Consider the following 26,920-nt stretch of genomic DNA (forward strand, 5'->3'; position numbering starts at 1 on the left):
ATCCCGGCCCACCCCTGAGCCGCCCGTTCCACCCGATCCGCCCCGATCCGCCCCGATCCGCCCCGATCCGGCGCGGGACCCGGCCGGCCCGGTCCCGCCCCCGGCCCGGTCCCGCCCCGGCCCCAGGCCGACCCCGTACGCATCCGGTGCCGTCGGCACCCTCCGCCCGACGTGACCTCACAGGAGCCCCCATGCCGTTCGACACGCCCGTCGCATCCGCACCGGCCGCCGTGCGGCTGCCGCTCTCGGTGGCCCAGCGGGACATCTGGACGGCCCACCTCCTGGACCCGACCGGCGTCAAGTACAACGTCGGCGAATGCCGGGAGATCAACGGGCCGGTCGATCCGGAGCTGATGGCGGCCGCGTGGCGGCGACTGGTCGAGGAGGCCGACTTCCTGCGGATCCGCGGCTTCGAGGAGGACGGCGAGGAGGTCTGGCAGCTCCTCGACCCCGACGCGGGCGACCGCACGCTGCCGTTCCACGACGTCAGCGCGACCGACGACCCGGAGGCCGCCGCCTGGCGGATCATCGACGGCCTCATCGGCGTGCCCTTCGACCTCACCGGCGAGCCCCCCGTCCGCTGCGTGCTCGTCCGACTCGCCGAGGACCGCTTCTTCTACTTCTACGGCTTCCACCACCTGGTCGTGGACGGCGTCGGCGTCTCCATGGCCCTCGCCCGGCTCGTCGAGCTGTACGAACGGGCCGTCGCCGGCGAGCCCTGGGGCGACACCCCCTTCGGACCCCTCGCCGAACTCCTCGCCGAGGACGCCGCCCACCGTGCCTCCGACGAGGCGGCCGCCGACCTCGCCGCCTGGCGCACGCACCTCGCCGGCGCTCCCGACGCCCCCGCCGGACTCGTCCGGGGCCGCGACCGCGCGCCGGCCGCCCACGGGGCCCTGCCGTTCGCCCGCCGCAGCGTCCGCGTCACCGCCGCCGACGCCGAACGGCTCCGCACCGCAGCCCGCGCCGAGCGGGTGAACTGGTCCGTCCTCCTCATCGCCCTCTTCGGCGTCTACCTGCACCGCGTCACCGCCCGCGACGAACTCGTCCTCGCCCTCCCGGTCACCGGCCGCACCACCCGCGCCGCCCGCAGCACCCCCGGCATGGCGTCCAACATCGTCCCGCTCCGGCTGCGGATCCGCCCCGAGGACACCTTCGGGGAGCTGCTGCGCGCCACGGCCGCCGCGGTCAAGCACGGGCTGCGCCACCAGCGGACCCGCTACGAGGACCTGCGCCGGGACGCGGGCACGGGCCGCAGGCTCGCCTCGCCCGTCCTCAACATCATGGGCTTCCACGCCGACCTGACCGTCGGCGGCCACCCCACCGTCAACCACAACGTCTCCAACGGCCCCGTCGACGACCTGAACGTCGCCGTCCTCGACCTCGGCGCCGCCCACGGCCTCCGCATCGACTTCGACACCCCCGTCGAGGGCGTCGACCCCGCCCTGACCGCCGCCCACCAGGACCGCTTCGCCGCCTTCGTCACCGCCGTCCTCGCCTCCGAGGAGGCCCCCGGCGGCCGCCGGATCGCCGACCTCGACGTCCTCCGCCCAGAGGAGCGCGTCCTCCTCACCCACGACTGGGCGGGACCGGTCGCGGAGCGCGCCGGGACGACCCTGATCGCCCGCTTCGAGGAGCAGGTACGGCTCCACCCCGACCGCACCGCCCTCGTCCACGCCGACGACGGCGTCACCTACGCCGCACTCGACGCCGCGGCGAACCGGCTGGCCCGCCGCCTCGCCGCCCGCGGCCTGGGCCGGGGGCAGCTCGCCGGCGTCCTCCTGGAACGCGGAGTCCCCTTCTCGGTCGCCCTCATCGCCGTCCTCAAGACGGGCGCCGCCCACGTCCTCCTCGACCCCGACTTCCCCGACGAGCGCCTCCGCTCGGCCGCCACCGACGCCGGCATCACCCACCTCGTCACCCGACCGGGGCTCGCGGACCGCCTCGCGGGCACCTGGACCACCCACACGGACGCCGTCAGCCCCGACCCGGGCCCCGACGCCGAACCGGGCCCGGACGTCCTCATCAGCCCCGACGACCCCGCCTGCCTCATGTTCACCTCGGGCTCGACCGGCCGCCCCAAGGCCATCCTGTCCTCGCACCGCAACCTCATCGCCACCCTCCTCGGCCAGCCGTACCTCCCCACCGGCACCGACCAGGTCTGGCTCCAGAGCTCGCCGGTCTCCTGGGACGCGTTCAGCCTGGAGTTCTGGGGCGCCATCCTGCACGGCGGCACCGCCGTCCTCCAGCCCGGACAGAAGCCCGAGCCCGCCCTCGTCGCCGAGCTCGCCCGCCGCCACCGCGTCACCACGCTCCTGCTCTCCGCGACGCTCTTCAACTACCTCACCGACGAACACCCCGAGGCGTTCGAGACCGTCACCACCGCCTTCACCGTCGGCGAAGCGGCCTCCCCGGCCCACGTCCACCGACTCCAGCGGCTCAAGCCCGACATCACCGTCCTCAACGGGTACGGCCCCGCCGAGGTGATGATCTTCGCCACCACGCACGCCGTCGAACCCTCCGACGAGCCCCACGCGGTCGTCCCCGTCGGCGCCCCGCTCGTCAACAAGCCCGCCTACGTCCTCGACCCGTACCTCAACCTCTGCCCGCCCGGCGTCACCGGCGAGCTGTACGTCGGCGGCGAGGGCCTCGCCCACGGCTACCTCGGCCGCCCCGACCTCACCGCCGCCCGCTTCGTCGCCGACCCCTTCGACCCCGCCGGCGCCCGCCTCTACCGCACCGGCGACCTCGTCCACTTCGACGCCGGAGGCCGCCTCGTCTACGAGGGGCGCGCCGACGACCAGATCAAGATCCGCGGCTTCCGCATCGAACCCGGCGAGACCGAGGCCGCGCTCCTCACCCACCCCGCCGTCACCAGCGCCGTGGTCACCGTCCACCAGCAGCGCCTGGCCGCCTACCTCGTCCTCGACACCCCCGCCGGCAGCGCCCCGCCGGGGACGACCCCCGACCCGGAGGACTTCCGCCGCCACGTCGCCGACCGCCTCCCCGAACACCTGGTCCCCACCTACGTCACCGTCCTCGACCGGCTCCCCGTCACCCCCAACGGCAAGATCGACAAGCGTGCGCTCCCCGCCCCGGACACCACCGCCTCCACCACCCGGCGCGCCCCGCGCGACCGCACCGAGGAGACCCTCGCCGCCCTCTTCTCCCTCACCCTGGACACGGCCGAGGTCGGCATCGACGACAGCTTCTTCGCCCTCGGCGGGCACTCCCTCCTCGCCGCCCGGCTCACCAACCGCATCGCCGAACTGCTCGGCGTCCGCCTGACCATCCGGGACGTCTTCGGCCGCCCCACGGTCGCCGGCCTCGCCGAACTGATCAGCGAGAACGGCGGCGCCCCGGACGCGGTCCTGCCCCCGCCGGTCGCCGGTGAGGCGGCTGCGGAGGGCGGGCTGCCACCGGCGTCGTTCGCGCAGCGGCGGTTGTGGCTGCTTGCGCAACTGGACGGGGGGAGCGCGGCGTACAACGTGCCGATGGTGGTCCGGCTGGAGCACGGCGTGGACGTCGGCGCCCTGGAGTCCGCCCTCACCGCCGTGGTCGGGCGGCACTCCCCCCTGCGCACCGTCTTCGAGGCCGTCGACGGCGAACCGCACCAGCGGGTGCTCCCCACCGAGCAGGCTCGCCTCACCCTGGAGCGCGTCACCGTCGACACGAGCGCCGAGCTCGACGCGGCGCTCGACGCGGCCGCCGGCCGGGTCTTCGACCTCGCGGCCGACCTCCCGCTGCGGGCGACCCTGATCGAACGCGCCGACGGCCCGGCCGTGCTGTCGCTCGTGCTCCACCACATCGCCACGGACGGGCTCTCCCACGACGTCTTCTTCGCGGACCTGGAGTGCGCTTACGCGGGTGCGGAGTTGGAGCCGCTGGAGGTGCAGTACGCGGACTACGCGGTGTGGCAGCGGCGTGTCCTCGGTGCCGCTGACGACGCGGAGTCCGTTCTCGGTCGCGAGCTCGGCCACTGGCGTGAGGCGTTGGCGGGGCTTCCCGAGGAGCACGGGCTGACGCTCGACCGTCCGCGCCCGGCCCGCGCCTCCCACCGCGGTGGCGAGATCGCCCTCGACCTCGGCCCCGACCTGCACCGCCGGATCGTCCGGCTCGCCCGTGAGGAGGGGTGCACCCCCTTCATGGTGGTGCACGCGGCGCTGGTGGCGGCGTTGACGCGGCTGGGGGCGGGTTCTGATCTGGCGATCGGGTCGCCGGTGGCGGGGCGGAGCGACGAAGCGCTGTCGGGGCTGGTGGGGTTCTTCGTGAACACGCTGGTGCTGCGGACGGACAGCGGGGGAGACCCGACCTTCCGGGACCTGCTCGGCCGGGTGCGCACCGCCGACCTGGACGCGTTCGCGCACCAGGAGGCTCCGTTCGACCTCGTCCTCGAAGCCGTCAACCCGACGCGGTCGCTCGCCCGGCACCCCCTGTTCCAGATCTGCCTGACCCTGGAGGCCGGCACCGGAACCCCGGCCGGCGGCACCGGCGCGGCCCCCGTGTTCGGGCCGGTCGAGAAGCGGGGCAACGGCTCCGCCAAGTTCGACCTGGAGTTCTTCCTCCGCTCCGAGGACGGCGAGGGCCTCGACGCCACCGTCCTCTTCGCCTCCGACGTCTTCGACGGCGAGACCGTCCACCGCATGACCTACCTCCTCGGCCGGGTGTGCCGCCAGATCCTCGACGACCCCGGCGTACGCCTCTCGGCCCTCGACGTCCTCACGCCCGAGGAGCGCGCGCTGCTCACCGGGCCCTGGGCCGGGTCCGCCGCGGAGACCGGTGACGGCTCGCTGGCGGGACGGTTCGAGGACGTGGCGGCGCGCTACCCGGAGCGGACGGCGCTGGTGGACGGCGAGCGGATGATCTCGTACGCCGAACTCGACGCCTCCGCGAACCGGCTCGCGCATCTCCTGCGGGACCGGGGTCTCGGCCGGGGCGATCTGGCGGGGGTGCTGCTCGACCGTGGTGCGGAGTTCGCGGTGGCGGTGCTCGCGGTGGTGAAGGCGGGAGCCGCGTACACGCTCCTCGACCCGGACTTCCCCGACGAGCGGCTGCGTTCGGCGGCGAAGGACGCCGGGATCTCCCGGCTCCTCACCGCCCCGGCCCATGCCGCACGCGTGGAGGGCACGTGGCCGACCGTGCTCTTCCCGGCCCACGACGACCTGGCGGCGTTCCCGTCCGACGCCCCGGAGACCGGGCTGACCGGCGACGACGCGGCCTGCGTGATGTTCACGTCGGGCTCGACGGGCCGGCCGAAGGGGATCCTGTCCTCGCACCGGAACCTGGTGTCGACGGTGAGCGGTCAGTCGTACGGCCGCTTCGGTCCGGACGAGGTGTTCCTCCAGTGCTCGCCGGTGTCGTGGGACGCGTTCAGCCTGGAGTTCTGGGGCGCTCTGCTGCACGGCGGGACGACCGTCCTGCAGCCGGGGCAGCGTCCGGAGCCGGTGCTCATCAGCGAGCTGGCGCGGCGCCACGGCGTCACGATGCTCCAGCTGTCCGCCAGCCTCTTCAACTTCCTCGTCGACGAACACCAGGACGCCTTCACCACCGTGACCGTCGCCTACACGGGCGGCGAGGCCGCCTCGCCCGCCCATGTCGAGAAGCTCCGGCACGAGCGGCCCGGCGTCACGGTCGTCAACGGCTACGGGCCGGCCGAGTCCATGGGCTTCACCACCACCCACACCATCGAGGACACCACGGGCACGCAGTCGGCCGTCCCGATCGGGACACCGCTGGTGAACAAGGGCGCCTATGTCCTCGACCCGTACCTCGGCCTGTGCCCGCCCGGCGTCACGGGCGAGTTGTACCTGGCGGGGGAGGGCCTGGCCCACGGCTACCTCGGGCGGCCGGACCTCACGGCGGCCAGGTTCGTGCCGGACCCCTACGGTGCGGCGGGCGGCCGGCTGTACCGGACCGGTGACCTCGCCCGTTTCGACCGGGACGGGCGGCTGGTGTACGAGGGCCGGGTCGACGACCAGATCAAGATCCGCGGCTTCCGGGTCGAGCCCGGCGAGACCGAAGCCGCGCTCCTCACCCACCCCGACGTCACCCAGGCCGTCGTCACCGTCTATGAGGACCGGCTCGCCGCGTATCTGGTGACGAGCGGGGGCACGTCGCCGGACGAGATCCGCCGGTACGCCGCCGAGCGGCTGCCCGACCACCTCGTCCCGACCCACGTCACCGTCCTCGACCGACTGCCCCTCACCCCCAACGGCAAGATCGACAAGCGGGCCCTGCCCGCCCCCGCCGCCCTCACCACCGACGGCCGGGCTCCCCGCACCCCCCTCGAAGAAACCCTCCTCGCGCTCTTCGCCCGCACCCTCGACACCAGCGCACCCCTCACCATCGACGACGGGTTCTTCGCCCTCGGCGGGCACTCGCTCCTCGCGGCGCGGCTCACCAACCGGATCGCCGATGCTCTCGACGCCCGCCTCACCATCCGGGACGTCTTCGAGCGACCCACGGTCGCCGGCCTCGCCGAGCTGATCGCCGAACAGGGCGGCGCGGGCGCGGTCCTGCCTCCGCCGGTCGCCGGTGAGGCGGCGGTGGAGGGCGGGCTGCCGCCGGCGTCGTTCGCGCAGCGGCGGCTGTGGCTGCTTGCGCAGCTGGACGGGGGGAGCGCGGCGTACAACGTGCCGATGGTGGTCCGGCTGGACGCCGGCGTGGACGTCGGCGCCCTGGAGGCCGCCCTCACCGCCGTGGTCGGGAAGCACGCCCCGCTCCGGACGCTCCTCGAAGCCGTCGACGGCGAACCGCGCCAGCGGGTCCTCCCGCCCGAGCACGCCCGCCCGACCGTGGAGCGCGTACCCGTGGCCTCGGACGCGGCCCTCGACGAGGCGCTGGCCCGGTCCGCCGGCCACGTCTTCGACCTGTCGGCCGACCTCCCGATCCGCGCACAGCTCCTCGAACGCCCCGACGGATCGGCCGTGCTGTCGCTCGTGCTCCACCACATCGCGACGGACGGACTGTCGAACGGCGTGTTCTTCACGGACCTGGAGCGTGCGTACGCGGGTGAGGTGCTCGTGCCGCTGGAGGTGCAGTACGCCGACTACGCGGTGTGGCAGCGGCGTGTCCTCGGTGCCGCTGACGACGCGGAGTCCGTTCTCGGTCGCGAGCTCGGCCACTGGCGTGAGGCGTTGACGGGGCTTCCCGAGGAGCACGGGCTGACGCTCGACCGTCCGCGTCCGGCCCGCGCCTCCCACCGGGGCGGCGAGGTCGAACTCGACCTCGGTCCCGACGCGTTCGAGCGTGTCGCCGCCCTCGCCCGTGAGGAGGGGTGCACGCCGTTCATGGTGGTGCACGCGGCGCTGGTGGCGGCGTTGACGCGGCTGGGTGCGGGTTCTGATCTGGCGGTCGGTTCGCCGGTGGCGGGGCGGAGCGACGAAGTCCTGTCGGGGCTGGTGGGGTTCTTCGTGAACACGCTGGTGCTGCGGACGGACAGCGGGGGAGACCCGACCTTCCGGGACCTGCTCGGCCGGGTGCGCACCGCCGACCTGGACGCGTTCGCGCACCAGGAGGCTCCGTTCGACCTCGTCCTCGAAGCCGTCAAGCCGGCCAGGACCCTCGCCCGGCACCCGCTCTTCCAGATCTGCCTCGGGCTGGAGACCGGCGGAGCACCCCGACTCGCCCTCCCGGGGCTCCCCGCCGCCACCGTCGCCGGCACCGGCAACGGCGCCGCCAAGTTCGACCTCGAATTCCTGCTCCGCTCCGACGACGGACGGCGGCTGCACGGCTCGCTCCTCTACGCCGCCGAGCTGTTCGACCCCGAGACCGTACGCGGCACGGCCGCGGTCCTCGGCCGCGTCCTCGACCAGGTGCTTTCCGACCCGGGGCTCCGGCTCTCCGACCTCGACGTGCTCACCACCGACCAGCGCGCGCTGCTCACCGGGCCCTGGGCCGGCTTCACCGCCGAGACCGGTGACGGCTCGCTGGTCGTGCGGTTCGAGGAGGCAGCCTCCCGGTACGCGGAGCGGACGGCGCTGGTGGACGGCGAGCGGAGGATCTCGTACGCCGAACTCAACGCCTCCGCCAACCGGCTCGCCCATCTGCTGAGGGCTCATGGTCTGGGCCGGGGCGATCTGGCGGGCGTGCTGCTCGACCGCGGTGCGGAGTTCGCGGTGGCGGTGCTCGCGGTGGTGAAGGCCGGAGCCGCGTACACGCTCCTCGACCCGGACTTCCCCGACGAGCGGCTGCGCTCCGCCGCCGACGACGCCGGCATCTCCCTGCTCCTCACCACCCCGGGCCACGCGGCCAGGGTCGAGGGGCCCTGGCGGACCGTCGACCTCCCGTCGCGCGGCGAACTGGCGGTCTTCCCCGCCGGGAACCCGAGCGCGGACGCCAACGGTGACGACGCGGCCTGCCTGATGTTCACGTCCGGCTCGACGGGCCGGCCGAAGGGGATCCTGTCCTCGCACCGGAACCTGGTGTCGACGGTGAGCGGTCAGTCGTACGGCCGCTTCGGTCCGGACGAGGTGTTCCTCCAGTGCTCGCCGGTGTCGTGGGACGCGTTCAGCCTGGAGTTCTGGGGTGCGCTGCTGCACGGCGGGACCACGGTCCTGCAGCCGGGGCAGCGCCCGGAGCCGGTCCTGATCAGCGAGCTGGCGCGGCGCCACGGCGTGACGATGCTCCAGCTCTCTGCCAGCCTCTTCAACTTCCTCGTCGACGAACACCCCGAGACCTTCGCCCCGGTCACCGTCGCCTTCACCGGCGGCGAGGCCGCCTCTCCCGCCCACGTCCAGAAGCTGCACGCGCAGCGGCCCGGCATCACCGTCGTCAACGGCTACGGGCCGGCCGAGTCCATGGGCTTCACCACCACCCACCTCATCGCACCCGGCACCGACCCGGGCCTCCTCGTCCCCATCGGCGTCCCGCTCGTCAACAAGGGCGCCTACGTCCTCGACGCCCGGCTGAACCTGTGCCCGCCCGGCGTCACCGGTGAGTTGTACCTCGCGGGGGAGGGCCTGGCCCACGGCTACCTCGGGCGGCCCGACCTCACGGCGAGCCGCTTCGTCCCCGACCTGTTCGGCGGCAAGGGCGGCCGGCTGTACCGGACCGGTGACCTCGCCCGCTTCGACCGGGACGGGCGGCTCGTGTACGAGGGCCGGGTCGACGACCAGATCAAGATCCGCGGCTTCCGCGTGGAGCCCGGCGAGACCGAGACCGCGCTCCTCACCCACCCCGACGTCACCCAGGCCGTCGTCACCGTCCATCAGGACCGGCTCGCCGCCTACCTCGTCACCGGCGGCGCCGCCTCGCCCGACGACATCCGCCGGCACGTCGCCGAGCGGCTGCCCGACCACCTCGTCCCGACCCACGTCACCGTCCTCGACCGACTGCCCCTCACCCCCAACGGCAAGATCGACAAGCGGGCCCTGCCCGCCCCCGCCGCCCTCACCACCGGGGGTCGGACTCCGCGTACCCCTCTCGAGGAAACCCTCGTCGCCCTCTTCGCCCGCACCCTCGACACCAGCGCACCGCTCACCATCGACGACGACTTCTTCCACCTCGGCGGCCACTCCCTCCTCGGAGCCCGCCTCACCAACCACATCGCCGGCGCCCTCGACGTCCGCCTCACCGTGCGCGACGTCTTCCAGCACCCCACCCCCGCCCGGCTCGCCGCGCACCTCGAATCCCTCAAGACCGCACCGGCCGCGCGGAAGGCCCGACCCGCCCTCCGCCGCCGCACCGAGACAGATCGGATCAGCTCATGAGCGCCTCCTTCACCCCCGCGCCCGAGGACGTCGTCTGGGACCTGCCCGGCGAAGCGCCGCACCGCCTGTCCCTGCTCGTCCTCCCGCACGCCGGCGGCAACGCCCACGCCTACAGCGTCTGGCGCGAGCACCTCCCGGCCGACGTCCGGCTCCTCATCGGCCAGTACCCGGGCCGCGGCGCCCGCTACTGCGAGGACCTGCCGGCCTCCGTCGACGACCTGGCCCTCCCCGTGGTCGACGCCCTGCCGGCGGACACCGGCGCCCTGGTCGTCCTCGGCCACAGCATGGGCTCCCTGGTCGCCTTCGAGGTCACCCGCGCGCTCCAGGCCGCCGGCCGCACCCCGCTCGGGCTCGTCGCCTCCGCCTGCCGGGCGCCCGTCCTGCCCAACCAGGCACCCGTGCACCCGGAGCGCTTCGACGACGACGAGCTGGTGGCCGCCATCAAGGAGCGCGGCGGCACCGACGACGGCATCCTCGACGACCCGGAGCTCCGCGAGATCGTCCTCCCGTCCATCCGGGCCGACTTCGCCATCGACGACGCCTACCGGTGCACCGCGCCCGACGTGCGGCTCGACTGCCCGGTCGCCGTCCTCGGCGGCGACGCCGACCCGATCGTGCCGGTCGACCTGCTCGACGGATGGTCCCTCGTGGCCGGGCACACCGTCGTCCCCGAGGTCCTGCCCGGCGACCACTTCTACTTCCAGCAGGACCTGGCCGGCTTCTTCGCCCGCCTGAACCCGGTCCTCCGCTCCTTCGACGCCGCCCCCGCCGCCACGGCCTGAGCGGCCCGCGCCACCAGGCCCCGCCCGCCGCCACCGCCTGATCGGTCCCGGCCCCGCCGCCTGATCAATCCCGCCCCGCGCCTCCGCCGCCACGGCCGAGCGGCCCCGGCCACCTGGCCGCGCCCGCCGCCACGGCCTGAGCGGCCCGGCCCGCCGCCCCGCGCCCGCCACCCACCGAAGACGAGGTACACACCATGACCACTTTCGCCCCGACCCCGACCACGACCCCGACTCAGGCACCGGCCGCCGCCGACGACGCCCTGGCCGTCGTCCGGGAGTCCGGCAAGCCCGCCCTGATCCAGGTCCCCCGCTTCGCCGAGATGGCCGAGGCCACCGCCTGGCTCGCCGCCCGCCGCCCCGAGATCCAGGCCGAGCTGCACCGCTCCGGCGCCGTGATGCTCCGCGGCCTGCCCGTCACCGACGCCGGCACCTTCGCCGAGGCCCGGGACGCGCTGATCGCCCAGCGCGCCGGGTACAAGGAGAAGGCCACCCCGCGCACCGACTTCGGCGAGGGCGTCTTCTCCTCCACCGACCTGCCGGCGATCCAGCCGATCCGCCTGCACAACGAGAACAGCTACACCCTCGACTTCCCCGGCGTCCTCCTCTTCGGCTGCGTCACCGCGCCCGAGACCGGCGGCGCCACCACCGTCGGCGACATGCGCCGCGCCCTGTCCCTCCTCCCGCCGGAGCTCGTCGCCCGCTTCGAGGAAGCCGGCTGGCTGCTCGTCCGCAACTACTCCGACCTGGCCGGGATGCCCTGGCGCAAGGCGTTCTCCGCCGACGACCCGGCCGGCGCGGAGGAGTACTGCGACGCGCACTCCATCGGGTACGAATGGCTCGACGAGGACACCCTGCGCACCCGCCAGCTCCGCTCCGCGATCGTCACCCACCCGGTCACCGGCGAGCGCGTCTGGTTCAACCACTTCGCCTTCTGGAACGCCCGCAGCCTCGACGAGGACGTCCGCGAGGTCCTCACCGAGACCTTCGGCGCCGACGGCCTGCCCTTCGACACCCGGCTCGGCGACGGCACCACCCTCACCGACGCCGAGGTCGACACCGTCAACGACGCCTACCAGGCCGTCACCGTCCGCGAGACCTGGCAGGCCGGCGACCTGATGCTCGTCGACAACATCCTCTGCGCGCACGGACGCGAGTCGTACACGGGCGCCCGCAAGATCCTCGTCGCCATGGGCGAGCCGGTCCCGCTGTCCGACTGCTCCCCGACCGTCGCGCCCTCCGCCCACCCGTACGGAATGTGAGCCCCGCCGCCATGACTGCCACCCTCCCCGAGACCACCGCCCCGGCCGCCGTGACCGCCGTCCTCCCCGAGGCCACCGCCCCCGCCGACGCGACCGCCCTCCTCGCGGCCACCGCCCCCTGCGCCTGCTCCGGCTGCGCCGCCGGCACCGGGCACGCCGACCTCCTCGCCCGGCTCGCCACCGCCCCCGGCGGGCGCACCGCGGTCGTCGCCGCCGACCGGACGCTGACCTTCGACCAACTGCGCGCCGAGGCCGCCGCCGTCGCCGCCCGGCTCACCGCCCTCGGCGTCGGCCCGGAGAGCGTCGTCGCCCTCTGCCTGCCGCGCGGCGCCGGCCTCGCCACCGCCCTCATCGGCACCCTCACCGCCGGCGCCGCCTATCTGCCCGTCGACCCCGCGCTCCCCGCCGAGCGCCGCGCCTACCTCCTCGCCGACTCCGGCGCCGACCTCGTCGTCGTACAGGACACGGCCACGCAAGGCGCGGACACGGGAACGGACGCCTCCGCCGCGGCCCGGACCGGCACCCGTACCCTCACCCTCGCGGAGCTCACCGCTCCCGCCGCGGGGCAGGCCGCCTCGTACCGGCCCGTGCCCGTCACCGCCGACACCCTCGCCTACGTCATCTACACCTCCGGCTCCACCGGCCGCCCCAAGGGCGTCGAGATCGGCCGCGGTGCCGCCTCGCTGCTGCTCGCCGAGCTGGAGGGCGCCGGCGCCGCGACCGGTGAGGCCCGCAGGGTCGGCTGGAACGCCTCGCCGTCCTTCGACGCCTCCGTCCAGCAGTGGGTACGGCTCTGCCGCGGCGACACCCTCGTCATGATCGACGAGGAGACCCGCCGCGACCCCGCCCTCCTCGCCGCCTTCGTCGACGCCCACGGCCTCACCGACCTCGACATCACGCCCTCCCACGCCGAGCCGCTGCTCGACCTGCTGACCGCCGACGGCGGCCCCCGCCCGCTGACCCTGCTCATCGGCGGCGAGGCCATCAGCCCCGCCCTGTGGGACCGGCTCGCCGCCGCCCACACCTCCGGCCTGCTGCGCGCGCTCAACGTGTACGGACCCACCGAGTGCACCGTCGACGCCACCGCCGGCTGGATCGACCGCCCCGGACAGCCGCACATCGGCACCGTCCTGCCCGGCCTGTCGATGCGCCTCCTCGACGAGAAGCTCGCCCCGGTCGCCCCGGGCGAGACGGGGGAGCTGTACCTCGCAGGACCCCGCGTCGCCCGCGGCTACCGCAACCGGCCCGCCCTCACCGCCGAGCGTTTTACCGCCGATCCCGCCGCCGACGCCGCCACCGGAGCCCGCGCCTACCGCACCGGCGACCGGTGCCGCCTCCTCCCCGACGGCCGCCTCGCCTACCTCGGCCGCGCCGACGGGCAGGTCAAGCTCCGCGGCCACCGCATCGAACTCCCCGAGATCGAGGCCGCCCTCACCCGGCAGGAAGGCGTGGCCGAGGCCGCCGTCGTCCTCGGCGAGGACGCCGCCGGCAGCCCCGCCCTCCTCGCCTACCACCGGGGAGGCGACGCCGACGCCCTGCGCGCCGCGCTCGCCGCGACCCTGCCCGCCTACATGCTGCCGTCCGCGTTCGTCGCCGTGGAGAGGTTCGCCACGACCCCGAGCGGCAAGCTCGACCGGGCCGCCCTGCCCACCCGCGCCGAGACCCCCGAGCCCGCCGACACCACCCCCGCCGGCGGCGCGGGTCTCTCCGGCCCCGCCGAGGAGCTCATCGGCCGCGTCTGGACCCAGGTCCTCGGCGCCTCCTCGATCGGCCCCGACGACAACTTCTTCAAGCTCGGCGGCCACTCCCTCCTCGCCATCAAGCTCGTCGCCCGGGTCCGCGCCGAACTCTCCGTCGCCCTGCCGGTCAAGGCCGTCTACGCGAACCCCCGCCTCCGCGACCTGGCGGCCCACATCGAGGAGCTGACGGCCGCGCGGGATGCCTGACCGCCGGTCGCACCCCCGCGGCCCGCGCCACCGGCCCACCCGCCCGCCCCCGCCCTTCACGAGAGGCAGCAACCGTGATCCCCCTGTCCTACGCCCAGCGGCGTCTGTGGTTCATGAACCGGCTGGAGGGCTCGTCCCCCGCCTACAACGCGCCCGTGGTGCTCCGCCTCGCCACCCGGCCGGACCCGGCCGTCCTGGAGGCGGCCGTGGGGGACGTGGTGGCGCGGCACGAGGTGCTCCGCACGGTCTACCCGGCCGTGGACGGGGAGCCGCACCAGCGGATCCTCGACGACGCCCGGATCCCGGTCGAGACGGTTCGGTGCCCGGCCGGGGAGGCGGACGGCCGGGTCACGGAGTTCGCCCGCGCCCCCATCGACGTCACCCGTGAACTCCCGCTGCGCGTCGGCCTCTTCGAGACCGCCGGCGAGGAGTCCACGGTCCTGGTGCTCTCCGTCCACCACATCGCCACCGACGGCTGGTCCGTCGGCTGCCTCCTCGCCGACCTCGACACCGCCTGCACGGCCCGCGCCGAGGGCCGCGCACCGGAGTGGGAGCCGCTGCCCGTCCAGTACGCCGACTACGCCCTCTGGCAGCGGGACATGCTCGGCGACCCCGACGACCCGGACAGCACCGCCCGCGAACAGCTCGCCCACTGGCGCGCGGCCCTCGACGGCGCCCCCGCCGAGACCCGGCTCCCCGCCGACCGGCCCCGGCCCACCGAGCCGACCCACACCGGCGCCTTCACCACCGCCACCCTCGACGCCGCCACCCACCGGGCGCTCACCCGGGTCGCCCGGGACGGCGGCGCCACCTTCTTCATGGTCGTCCGCGCCGCCCTCGCGCTCGCCCTGCGCGCCGCCGGAGCCGGCCCCGACCAGGTCGTCGGCACCCCCGTCGCCGGCCGCCCCGAGGAGGACCTGCACGAACTCGTCGGCTTCTTCGTCAACACGCTCGCCCTGCGCACCGACCTCTCCGGCGACCCCACCCTCGCCGAGGTCCTGCGGCGGGTGCGCGAGGCCGACCTCGCCGCCTTCGCCCACGAGGACCTGCCCTTCGACCTCCTCGTCGAGGACCTCAACCCCGAGCGCTCCCTCGGGCGTCACCCCGTCTTCCAGGTGATGGTCGCGGCGCACGCCCGGGAGACACGGGAGGTACGGCTCGGCGGCGTTCCCGCCGTCCTCGACGAGGCCGACCTCGCCACCGCCAAGTTCGACCTCTCCTTCCACTGCCAGGAGCACACCGGCGCCGACGGCGAACCCGCCGGACTCCTCCTCGGCCTCCAGTACGCCACCGACCTGTACGACGCCGACACCGCCGCACTCCTGCTCGACCTCCTCGGCGCCGCCCTCACCGCCCTCGCCGAGCGCCCCGGCACCACCCGGGTCGGCGAGCTCACCCTCCTCACCGAGGACCAGCAGGCCGGCATCGACCGTCGCCACCGCGCCCTCGCCGCCGACGCCCGGGAGCCGCGCCCCGACGCGTGGAACGCCGGAGCCGCCGGCGCCGGACCGGCCGCCGACCCCCGCGAGGAGATCCTCCGCGGCCTCTTCGCCGAACTCCTCGACAGCGCCGGCACCGTGCTCGCCGACGACAACTTCTTCAAGCTCGGCGGCCACTCCCTCCTCGCCGGCAAGCTCACCAACCGGGTCCGGTCCGTCCTCGGCCTCCACGCGGCGATCCGCGACGTCTTCCTCGCCCCCACCCCGCGCCGGCTCCTGCGCCGCCTCGACGGCCAGGGCGGCGGCACCCCCCGCCCCGCCCTGCGCGCCGTCCCCGCCGCCCTCCGCCCGGACCGGCTCCCGCTCTCCTCCGCCCAGCGCCGGCTGTGGCTCCTCGGCCGGATGGAGGGCCCCTCCGCCGCCTACAACGCGCCCGTCGTCCTCCGCCTCGCCACCCGACCCGCCCCGGTCGTCCTCGAAGCCGCGCTCCGCGACCTCCTCGACCGGCACGAAGTGCTGCGGACCGTCTACCCGGCCGTCGACGGCGAGCCGTACCAGTCCGCCACCACCGCCCCGGCCGTCCCCGTCGGCACCACGTCCTGCGCGCCCGGCGAACTCCACGATCGGATGACCGACTTCGCCCGCCGACCCCTCGACATCACCCGTGAACTCCCGCTCCGCGCACACCTCTTCACGACCGAGGGCGAGGACTCCGCGGTCCTGGTGCTCTCCGTCCACCACATCGCCACCGACGGCTGGTCCACCGCCCGCCTCCTCGCCGACCTCGACACCGCCTACACCGCCCGCGCCGAGGGCCGCGCACCGCAGTGGCAGCCGCTGCCCGTCCAGTACGCCGACTACACCCTCTGGCAGCGCGAACTCCTCGCCCCCGAGGGCGCCTTCGTACGACAGCGCCTCGACTTCTGGCGCACCGCGCTGGACGGCGCCCCCGCCGAGACCCGGCTCCCCGCCGACCGGCCCCGCCGCACCGAGCCCAGCGGCCGCGGCGCCCTGGCCACCGCCACGCTCGACGCCGAAGCCCACCGGGCGCTGACCCGGCTCGCCCGCGACGGCCACGCCACCTTCTTCATGGTCGTCCGCGCCGCCCTCGCGCTCGCCCTGCGCGCCGCCGGAGCAGGCCCCGACCAGGTCGTCGGCGCCCCGGTCGCCGGCCGGCCCGACGAAGCGCTCGACGGCCTCGTCGGCTTCTTCGTCAACACCCTGGCCCTGCGCACCGACCTCTCCGGCGACCCCACCCTCGCCGAGGTCCTGCGGCGGGTGCGCGAGGCCGACCTCGCCGCCTTCGCCCATGAGGACCTGCCGTTCGACCTCCTCGTCGAGGACCTCAACCCCGAGCGTTCTCTCGGCCGCCACCCCTTCTTCCAGGTCATGGTCAGCGCCCAGGAGCGCCGCGAGGACACCGCCACCCTCGGCGGCGTCACGGCCGTCCTCGACGGCGCCGACCTCGGCAGCGCCAAGTTCGACCTGAGCTTCCACTGCTCCGGAAGCCACGACGCCGACGGCGCCCCCGGCCCGCTCCTCCTCGGCCTCCAGTACGCCACCGACCTGTACGACGCCGACACCGCCGACCTCCTCCTCGGCCTCTTCCGGCACGCCCTCGCGACCCTCGCCGCACAGCCCGGCGACACCCCCCTGAGCGCCGTCGCCTGGGCCACCGAGGACCAGCGGCGGGAGCTCGACCGGCGCCACGACGCGCTCGACGCCGCACGGGAGACCGCCACCGGCGCCGAGGACGGCCCGGCCCGCCGGGAGACCGCACCCGCCGACCCGCGCGAGGAGATCCTCCGCGGCCTCTACGCCGAACTCCTCGGCCGCGAGACCGTCCTGGCCGACGACAACTTCTTCAAGCTCGGCGGCCACTCGCTCCTCGCCGGCAAGCTCGCCAACCGGGTGCGCGGCACCCTCGGCCTCCAGGCCGCCATCCGCGACGTCTTCCTCGCCCCCACCCCCCGGGCGCTGCTGCGCCGCCTCGACGAGCACGGCGGCGGCCCCGCCCGACCCGCGCTCCGGCCGGTCCCCGCCGCCCTGCGCCCCGCCCGGCTGCCGCTCTCCGCCGCCCAGCGCCGCCTCTGGTTCGTCGGCCGCCTCGAAGGCCCCAGTGCCACCTACAACATCCCCGTCGTCACCCGCCTGCACCGCCCGCTCGACCCGGCCGTCCTCGCCGCCGCCCTCGCCGACACCGCCGCCCGGCACGAAGTGCTCCGCACCGTCTACCGGTCCACCGACGGCGAGCCGTACCAGCTCGTCCTCGACGACCAGGCACCCGTCCTCGACGAGATCCGCGCCGACGGTCCCGGAGCCGTCCGCGCCGCCGTCGACGCCGCGGCGGGCCATGTCTTCGACCTCACCGCCGAGATCCCCTTCCGCGCGACGCTCGTCACCGACGCCGAGGAGCGGCAGACCCTCGTCCTCCTCGTCCACCACATCGCGTCCGACGGCTGGTCCACCGCCTGCCTCCTCGCCGACCTCGACGCCGCCTACCGTGCCCGCGCCGCCGGCCGCGCACCCGCCCGGCAGCCGCTCCCCGTCCAGTACGCCGACTACACCCTCTGGCAGCACCGACTGCTCGACGGCACCCCCGGCACGGACGGCGAGCCCGGCACCCTGGGCGTCGCCGCCGAACAGCTCGCCCACTGGAGCACCGCCCTCGCCGGGATGCCGCCGCTCCTCGCGCTCCCCACCGACCGTCCCCGCCCGCTGGAGGGCGACGGCCGGGGAGCCCTCACCGGCTTCGAGGTCGGCGCCGCCACCCACCAGGCCCTGCTGCGTACGGCCCGGGTCCACGGCGCCACCCTCTTCATGGTCGTCCAGGCCGCCCTCGCCGCCCTCCTCACCCGGCACGGCGCCGGCACCGACATCGCCCTCGGCACCACCGTCGCGGGCCGCGCCGACCACGCCCTCCACCCGCTCGTCGGCTTCTTCGTCAACACCCTCGTCCTGCGCACCGACACCTCCGGCGACCCGGCCTTCACCGACCTCGTCCACCGGGTCCGCGAGTCCGGGCTCGCCGCCTACAGCCATCAGGACCTGCCCTTCGACCGGCTGGTCGAGCACCTCAGCCCGCAGCGCTCCGCGGCCCACGCCCCGCTCGTCCAGGTCATGCTCCAGGTCCACGCCGCCGACGCCGCCGGCAGCGCCCCGTCCGTCCTCGACGGCGACCCCGTCGCCTTCACCGGTACGGGCGCCAAGAGCGACCTCACCTTCGCCCTCACCGAACTCACCGGCCCCGACGGCGCCCCCGGCGGACTGCGCGGCGTCCTGGAGTACGCCACCGCCCTGTACGACGCCGACACCGCCCGCCTCCTCGCCGGACGCCTCGCCGAGACCCTCGACGCCTTCGCCGCCGACCCCGACGCCCCGCTGTCCGCCCCCCACTACGGGAGCGGCGCACCGTCACCGTCGGCGCACGGAACCGTCCTCGACGAGCGGGGCCGCTCCGCCCCCGTCCGCGTCCCCGGCGAGGTGCACGCTCCGGCCCCCGGCGGCGGACTGCGCGCCACGGGCCGGCGGGCGTACGCCGCCGCCGACGGCACCCTGCGGCCCGTCGCCACCCTCACCGCCGGCGGCTACGCCGTCGAACCCGGCCGTGTCGAGGAGGCGCTGCTCTCCCACCCGGCCGTCACCGGAGCCTCCGTGGAGGTCCACGACGACCGGCTGCACGCCACCGTCGCCTGCGCGCCCGGCGCCTCCGTCACCGAGGAGGAGCTGCGCGCCTGGGCCGAGCGGCGGCTCCCCGAGTACCTCGCCCCGGCTCGCGTCGCGGTCGGCGGCGGGGGAGCGCGGCCCGGCGCCGCCACGGCCGGGCCGGAGACCGAGGCCCGGGACCGCGCCCGGGAGGAGCGGCTGCTCGCGCTCTTCCGCGAGGTCCTCGGCGGCCGGACCCTCGGCCGCGCGGACAACTTCTTCAAGAACGGCGGCCATTCGCTCCTCGCCGTGCGACTCCTCAACCGCGTCCGGGCGGAGTTCGGGCAGGACCTCACCCTGCGGGACGTCTTCCGCAACCCGACCGCCGCCGCCCTCGCCCGGCTGCTCGACGAGCCGGCGCCCGCCACCCGCAACACCCCCGACGGCACCCGGACCCCGGGAGAGCCCCGCGCCCACGGCCCCGCGGCGCCGCCGCGCCCGCCGGTCCCGGCGCCCGCACTCAAGCGGCGCACCCGGGCGGGCACCCGCACCGGCCGCTGAACGGCCCCGCACACCGGCAGCTCCGGACGGCGTTTCTGCCGCCCGGAGCTGCCGCGTCTACTGCCCCGGACGGGCGGGGGCCGCCCCTAGCGTGGTGGCCACGGAGGCGAGAGGAACCGTTCGCCCCGGTCTCCCGCCCCTTACCGGAGGAACTCAGCATGCCCCGCAGCAGAACGGACGACCTGCTCGACGGCGGTCCCTCTCCCGCCGCCGCGCCGCCGGTGCTCGACCTCATCGCCGGCCAGGAGCGCACCCGCCCCGAAGCCATGGCCCTGGTCCACGCCGACGCCCGCCTGACCTACGCCGAGCTCGGCGCCGCGGTCCGCGCCCGGGCCGCCGAACTCGCCGCCCAGGGCGCCGGACCCGGCCGCCTCGTGGCGCTCCACCGGCCGCGCGGCATCGACGCGATCGTCGGCCTCCTCGCCGTCCTCACCACCGGCGCCGCCTACCTGCCGCTCGACGTGCAGGCCCCCGACGCCCGCAACGCCGCCATCCTCCGGGACGCCTGCGGAGACTCCGCCCCCGCACCCGCCGAGGTCGCCCGCCACGGCGAGCTCGTCCTCGAAGGACCCGGCGCCGGAGAGGGCGCCGCCTACGTCATCTACACCTCCGGCTCCACCGGCGTGCCCAACGGCGTGGTCGTCGCCCACGACTCCCTCGCCCACTTCATCGCCGGCGCCGTCCCCGCGTACGGCATCGACGCCGACTCCCGCGTCCTCCAGTTCAGCCCGCTGCACTTCGACGCAAGCATCCAGGAGGTCTTCACCGTCCTCGGCGCCGGCGGCACCCTCGTGCTGCGCACCGACGACATGCTCGACGTCGGCGAACTCCTCGCCGGCTGCGAGCGGACCGGCGTCACCCTCCTCGACCTGCCCGCCGCCTACTGGCACGAGCTGGTCTACGTCCTCACCACCGGCGCCGTCCGGCTCCCCGCCGCGCTGCGCACCGTCATCATCTACGGCGAGGCCGCCCTGCCCGAGCGGATCGCCCAGTGGCGCGGACTCGTCGGCGACCGGGTCCGGCTGCTCAACGCGTACGGGCCCACCGAGACCACCGTCGTCGCCACCGTCGCGGACCTCACCCGGCACGACCCGGGACCGGTCCCCATCGGCCGCCCCCTCCCCGGCGTCCGGGCCGCCGTCGTCGAGGGAGAGCTCTGGCTCCTGGGAGGCGGCCTGACCCGCGGCTATCTCCACCGGCCCGAGCTCAACGCCCGCCGCTTCACCGAACTCGACGGCGAACGCGCCTACCGCACCGGCGACCTGGTCACCATCGGCGACGACCGCCAGATCCTCTACCACGGGCGCCTCGACGACGAGGTGAAGATCGGCGGCCAGCGCATCGACCCCGCCGCCGTCGACTCCGTCCTCGCCGGCCATCCCGCCGTCCGCGAGGCCGCCGTCGTCGCCCAGCAGGACGCCGACGGCGTCAAGCGCCTCGTCGCCTTCGTCGTCACCGACGGCGGCACCGGCGCCGAGGAACTGCGCGACCGGGTGCGCGAGCGGATGCCGGCCGCGGCCGTGCCCGCCGTCTCGATCGTCGTCGCCCTGCCCCGCACCAGCTCCGGCAAGATCAACCGCAAGGTCCTCCGCACCACCGACCCCCGGCTGCCCGTCGTCCACGAGGACCCGCTGCCCGCCGACGAGCGGGTGCCGCTCTCCCACGCCCAGCGCCGCCTCTGGCTCGTCAACCAGCTCGACGGCCCCTCCGCCGCCTACAACATGCCGATCGTCCTCCACCTGGACTCGGCCCCCGACCGCGCGGCCCTCGCCGCCGCCGTCACCGACCTCGCCGAACGCCACGAGGCGCTCCGCACCGTCCTCCTCGCCCCCGACGACGAGCCCTACCAGCACGTCCTCGCCGCGAGCGCGGTACGCCTCCGCACCGTCGACGCCCCGGCGGACGCCCTGCCCGGCCTCGTCGCCCGCTTCACCGCCGAGACCTTCGACCTCGCCCGCGAACTCCCGCTGCGCGTCGCCCTCCTCCTCCCCGAGGACGGCCCCGGCGCCACCCTCGCCGTCCTGCTCCACCACGTCGCCGGCGACGGCTGGTCCCTCACCCCCCTCATGACCGACCTCGCCACCGCCTACGCCGCCCGCGCCGAGGGCCGCGCACCCGAGTGGGACCCGCTGCCCGTCCAGTACGCCGACTACACCCTCTGGCAGCACGACGTCCTCGGCGACCCCGACGACCCCGGCTCCGTCACCGGCCAGGGACTCGCCCACTGGCGGGACGCGCTCGCCGACCTGCCCGCCGTCACGCCGCTGCCCCTCGACCGGCCCCGCCCCGCCCTCCGCGACCACGCCGGCGGCCTCGTCACCACCCGCCTCGAACCCGCCGTGCACGCCCGGCTCGTCCGCCTCGCCGAGGACCACGACGCCAGCCTCCTCATGGTCCTCCAGGCCGCCCTCGGACTCGCCCTGCGCGCCGCCGGCGCCGGCGACCGGCTCGCCCTCGGCACCCCCGTCGCCGGCCGCGACGACGAAGCACTCGACGACCTCGTCGGGTTCTTCGTCAACACCCTCGTCCTGCCCACCGACACCACCGGCGCACCCGCCTTCGCCGGCCTCCTCGACCGCGTCCGCGACACCGACCTCGCCGCCTTCGCCCACCAGCGGCTCCCCTTCGACCTGCTCGTCGAACACCTCAACCCGCCCCGCACGCCCGGCGTCCACCCCCTCTTCCAGGTGATGCTCACCCTCCGCTCCGCCGGACCCGACCCGGAGACCTTCCCCTTCGGCGGTCTCACCGGCCGCCTCCCGGCCGAGGAGGGGCCCGCCACCACCAAGTTCGACCTCACGGCCGCCTGCGTCGACCACCGCGACGCCGACGGCGCGCCCGCCGGACTCGCCCTCGGACTCGAATACGCCCGCGACGTCCTCGACGAGGACGTCCCCCGGCTCCTCCTCGCCGCCCTCGAAGCCGCCCTGCGCACCGCCGCCGACGACCCGACCGCGCCCGTCCCCGACGAGCGCCTCGTCCCCGCCGCCGACCGGCACGCCCTCGACGCCCGCCGCGACCGCGCCGCCGCGCCGGACACCCCGCAGAGCGCGGACGCCCCGGAGGACACCCCCGCCGACCGGGAGCTCGTCGACACCCTGCGCGCCCTCTTCGCCGAGGTCCTCGGCCTCGACGAGGTCGGCCCCCACGAGGGCTTCTTCACCATCGGCGGGCACTCCATGAGCGGAGTCCGCCTCGCCAACCGGATCCGCGCCCGGCTCGGGGCCGACGTCCAGGTCCGCGACCTCCTCCTCGCCCCGACGCCCACCGCCCTCGCCCACCGCATCGGCGCCCCCGCCGCCCCCGAGGGCGACGAGGCCGGCGCCGCGCCCCGCCCCCGCCTCACCGCACGCGCCGACCGGCCCGCACGCCTCCCGCTCTCGTACGCCCAGCGCCGCCTCTGGTTCATCGACACCCTCGAAGGCCCCAGCGCCTCCTACAACATCCCGCTCGTCCTGCGCCCCGCCGCCCCCCTCGACCCGACCGCCCTCGCCGCGGCCCTCGCCGACCTGTCCGACCGGCACGAGGTCCTGCGCACCCGCTACCGCGCCGTCGACGGCGAACCCCACCAGGACGTCCTCACCGGCGTCCGCCCCGCCCTCGACGTACGGACCGTCCCCGCCGCACGGCTCGCCGACGCCGCCGCCGAAGCCGCCGGCCACGTCTTCGACCTCGCCCGGGAGACCCCGCTCCGGGCCGCGCTCCTCACCCCCGACGACGGCACCGGACAGGTCCTCGTCCTCCTCGTCCACCACATCGCCGCCGACGGCTGGTCCACCGGCCCCCTCCTCGCCGACCTCGCCACCGCCTACACCGCCCGCGCCGAGGGCCGCGCACCCGAGTGGGAGCCGCTGCCCGTCCAGTACGCCGACTACACCCTCTGGCAGCGCGACCTCCTCGAAGGCCCCGGCGCCGACGCCCACCGCGCCTTCTGGCACGACACCCTCGCCGGCGCCCCCGCCGCCCTCGACCTGCCCGTCGCCCGCCCCCGGCCCGCCGAGGCGAGCCACCGGGGCGCCCACGCCCCGATCGCCATCGACGCCGCCACCCACGAGGCCCTGGAAACGCTCGCCCGCCGGGGCGGAGCCACCCTCTTCATGGTCCTCCAGGCCGCCCTCGCCGCCGTCCTCACCCGGCACGGCGCCGGCACCGACCTCCCGCTCGCCACCATGACCGCAGGCCGCGACGACGACCACCTCGGCGGGCTCGTCGGCTTCTTCGTCAACACCCTCGTCCTGCGCACCGACACCTCCGGCGACCCCGCCTTCACCGAACTCCTCCACCGCGTCCGGGACACCGACCTCGCCGCCTTCGCCCACCAGGAGCTCCCCTTCGACCGGGTCGTCGAACACCTCAACCCGGTCCGCACCACCGCCCACCACCCGCTCGCCCAGATCGTCGTCCAGCTCCACCACGACTACACCCGCGGCGTCCCCGGCGCCGCCGCCGCGCACGGCCTCTTCCGCGAGGACGGGCCCGCCCTCCTCACCACCGTCACCACCAAGTTCGACCTCACCTTCGCCCTCGCCGAGCGGCGCGGCCCCGACGGCCGGCCCGCGGGCCTCACGGGCGGACTCGAATACGCCACCGACCTCTTCGACGCCCCCACTGCCGCCCTCCTCGCCGCCCACCTGGAGCGCACCCTGCGCGCCGCCGCGGCCGACCCCGCCGTCCGCGTCGGCGACCTGCCCCTCCTCACCGACGCCGACCGCTTCCGGCTCACCGGCGACTACAACGACACCGCCGCCGTCCCCGCCGAACGGGGCACCGTGCACGCCGTCATCGCCCGCCGCGCCGCCCGCGCCCCCGAGGTCCCCGCCCTCGTCACCGACGAGGAGACCGTCACCTACGGGCAGCTCGACGCCCGCGCCGACGCCCTCGCCGCACGGCTCCGCGCCGCCGGAGTCCGCCGCGGCGACACCGTCGGCGTCCTCCTCGACCGGGGCGTCCCGCTCGTCGTCACCGCGCTCGCCGTGCTCAAGAGCGGCGCCGCCTACCTGCCGCTCGACCCCCGGCTGCCCGAGGCCCGCGTCCGCCTCATGCTGGAGGACTCCGCCGCACGCCTCGTCGCCACCGACCGGCACCACACCGCCCCGGAGGGCGTACGGGTGCTCGGCGTCGACGCGGGGGAGACCGGCCCCCTCGACCCGGGCGCTGCCGAAGACGCCTCCAGGGACCCCTCGAAGGACGCCTCGGAGGACGACCTCGCCTACGTGATGTTCACCTCCGGCTCCACCGGCCGGCCCAAGGGCGTCGGCGTCACCCACCGCAACCTCGTCGAACTCGCCGCCGACCGCGACGTCTCCCTCGGCCCCGGCCGCAGGATGCTCGTCCACTCCGCCACCGGCTTCGACGCCTCCGCCTTCGAACTATGGGTCCCGCTCCTCTCCGGCGGCAGCCTCGTCCTCATGCGCGGCGACGGCACCGACCTCGCCGAGACCGACCGCACCGTCCGCGCGCACGGCGTCACCACCGCCTACTTCACCGTCGGCCTCTTCCACGTCATGGCCGACGAGGGGCTCGACACCCTCCGCCTGCTGCGCGAGGTGTGGACCGGCGGCGACATCGCCTCGCCCGCCGCCGTCCAGCGGGTCCTCACCCACTGCCCCGACACCGTCCTCGTGCACTCCTACGGCCCCACCGAGACCACCTTCGCCTCGCACAACCAGTGGTTCACCACCGGGCAGCGCACCCTCACCGGCACCGGCCTCCACCTCGGCCGGCCCATGGACAACACCCGCAGCCACGTCCTCGACCACGCCCTGCGCCCCGTCCCGCCCGGCGTCCCCGGCGAGCTGTACATCGCCGGCGGCCACGTCGCCCGCGGCTACACCGGCCGCCCCGGCCTCACCGCCGAACGCTTCGTGCCCGACCCCTTCGAGGCCGACGGCAGCCGCATGTACCGCACCGGCGACCGCGTCCTGTGGACCCCGGACGGCGAACTGCGCTTCCTCGGCCGCGCCGACGGCCAGATCAAGCTCCGCGGCGTCCGCATCGAACCCGGCGAGGTCGAGCGGGTCCTCGCCGCCCACCCCGCCGTCGGCCAGGCCCTCGCCGTCGTCCGCGAGGACCGGCCCGGCGACAAGCGTCTCGTCGGCTACGCCGTCCCGCGCGCCGGCGACTCCGTCACCGAGGCCGAACTCCTCGCCGAGGCCCGCCGGGTCCTGCCCGAACACCTCGTCCCGAGCGCCGTCGTCGTCCTCGACGCCCTGCCGCTCACCGTCAACGGCAAGCCCGACCGGGCCGCGCTCCCCGCCCCCGACCTGCCCGCCGCCGCCCCCGGCGGCCGCGAGCCCCGCAACGCCCGTGAGGAAGTCCTCTGCGCGCTCTTCGCGGAGATCCTCGACGTGCCCCGCGTCACCGTCGACGACAACTTCTTCGCCCTCGGCGGGCACTCCCTCCTCGGCGTCCGCCTCGTCAACCGGATGCGCGGCGTCCTCGGCGTCGAGCGCACCGTCCGCGACCTCTTCCGCGCCCCCACCCCCGCCGGACTCCTCGGCGAGGACGCCGGCACGGACGCCGGCGCGACGGCCTCCGCCCTCGGCGTGCTCCTGCCCCTCAGCCCGGCGGGCTCCCGCCGCCCGCTCTTCTGCGTCCACCCCGGGACCGGCGTCGGCTGGGCCTACGCCGGCCTCGCCCGCCACCTCGGCCCCGAGCAGCCGCTGTACGCCCTCCAGGCCCGTGCGCTCAGCGACCCCGGCCACCGGCCCGGCAGCGTCGAGGAGATGGCCGACGCCTACCTGGAGCGGATCCGCCGGATCCAGCCCTGGGGCCCCTACCGGCTGCTCGGCTGGTCCTTCGGCGGAATCGTCGCCCACACCATGGCCGTCCGGCTGCGTGAGGCCGGCGAGCGCGTCGAACTGCTCGCCCTCATGGACGTCCACCAGACCGGCCCCGGCAGCGTCTCCGTGCTGCCGCCCGAGGAGACCGAGGCCCGCCCCGCCGGCGACCCCGCCGAGGCGATGGACCGGATCCGCCGCGAGGACCCCGTCCTCGCCGGGTTCTCCACCGCCGAACTCCGGGCCGTGCTCCACGCCTCCGAGACCCACGCCGAGCTGATGGCCCGGCACGTCCCCGGCCGCGCCGACACCGACGTCCTCTTCTTCACCGCCCGCAGGCCGGGGGAGCCCGAAGGCGCCCTCGCCGCCACCTGGATTCCCTTCACCGAAGGAATCATCGAGAACCACACCCTCGAACACGGCCATCTCCACCTGGCCGAACCGGAACCACTCGCACACATCGGAAACATCGTCTCGGAGAAACTCTCCGCCCTTCAGAAGAAAGAAACGAGGACCCAGTCATGAGCGATTCCGTAAACCCCTTCGACAATGCCGAGAACCCCTTCCACGTCGTCGTCAACGACGAGGGCCAGCACTCCCTCTGGCCGGCCTTCGCCGCCGTCCCGGCCGGCTGGACCAGCGTCTGGGGCCCCGGTGACCGGGGAGAAGCCCTGGAGTACATCACCACCACCTGGACCGACATCCGCCCCAAGAGCCTCGTCGCCCAGTACGCCTGACCTCTCCCGCGACCCTCTCGCCCAAGGCGCCGCGCCCCGCATTCCCAGCGGGGCGCGGCGCC

At 75.5% G+C, this 26,920-nt stretch carries 7 protein-coding genes; all 7 read left to right on the top strand.

Annotation, left to right across the window (positions count from 1 at the left end; genetic code table 11):
- Positions 1-191: 191 nt before the first annotated feature.
- The 7 genes from ACFYT9_RS21370 to ACFYT9_RS21400 all read left to right on the top strand — a co-directional run bounded on the left by ACFYT9_RS21370 (position 192) and on the right by ACFYT9_RS21400 (position 26,858).
- Positions 192-9,710, top strand: coding sequence for an amino acid adenylation domain-containing protein (locus ACFYT9_RS21370; RefSeq protein ID WP_389166108.1), 9,519 nt, complete (start codon positions 192-194; stop codon positions 9,708-9,710).
- A complete protein-coding gene (locus ACFYT9_RS21375; protein WP_387277637.1) occupies positions 9,707-10,492 on the top strand; it encodes a thioesterase II family protein in 786 nt (261 codons plus the stop codon). Before ACFYT9_RS21370 ends, ACFYT9_RS21375 begins: the two co-directional genes overlap by 4 nt.
- A gap of 194 nt (positions 10,493-10,686) precedes the next feature.
- The gene (locus ACFYT9_RS21380; RefSeq protein WP_389166111.1) at positions 10,687-11,751 is read left to right on the top strand and encodes a TauD/TfdA family dioxygenase; all 1,065 of its coding nucleotides are present in this window, start codon (positions 10,687-10,689) and stop codon (positions 11,749-11,751) included.
- A gap of 50 nt (positions 11,752-11,801) precedes the next feature.
- Positions 11,802-13,697 carry an amino acid adenylation domain-containing protein gene (locus ACFYT9_RS21385; RefSeq protein WP_389166324.1) on the top strand — a complete coding sequence of 632 codons (1,896 nt, stop codon included), beginning with the start codon at positions 11,802-11,804 and terminating at the stop codon, positions 13,695-13,697.
- Between the two features lie 74 nt (positions 13,698-13,771).
- Positions 13,772-19,342, top strand: a complete 5,571-nt coding sequence (locus ACFYT9_RS21390) for a condensation domain-containing protein (RefSeq protein ID WP_389166114.1) — start codon at positions 13,772-13,774, stop codon at positions 19,340-19,342.
- A 158-nt stretch (positions 19,343-19,500) separates the two neighbouring features.
- Positions 19,501-26,646 (top strand): amino acid adenylation domain-containing protein, encoded by a 7,146-nt coding sequence (locus tag ACFYT9_RS21395; protein ID WP_389166117.1) that lies wholly within the window; start codon positions 19,501-19,503, stop codon positions 26,644-26,646.
- A complete protein-coding gene (locus ACFYT9_RS21400; RefSeq protein ID WP_387277627.1) occupies positions 26,643-26,858 on the top strand; it encodes an MbtH family protein in 216 nt (71 codons plus the stop codon). The genes ACFYT9_RS21395 and ACFYT9_RS21400 overlap by 4 nt, the downstream gene beginning before the upstream one ends.
- The last annotated feature ends 62 nt before the right edge of the window (positions 26,859-26,920 follow it).

Source organism: Streptomyces sp. NPDC004435, from assembly GCF_042873895.1.
Lineage (GTDB): Bacteria > Actinomycetota > Actinomycetes > Streptomycetales > Streptomycetaceae > Streptomyces.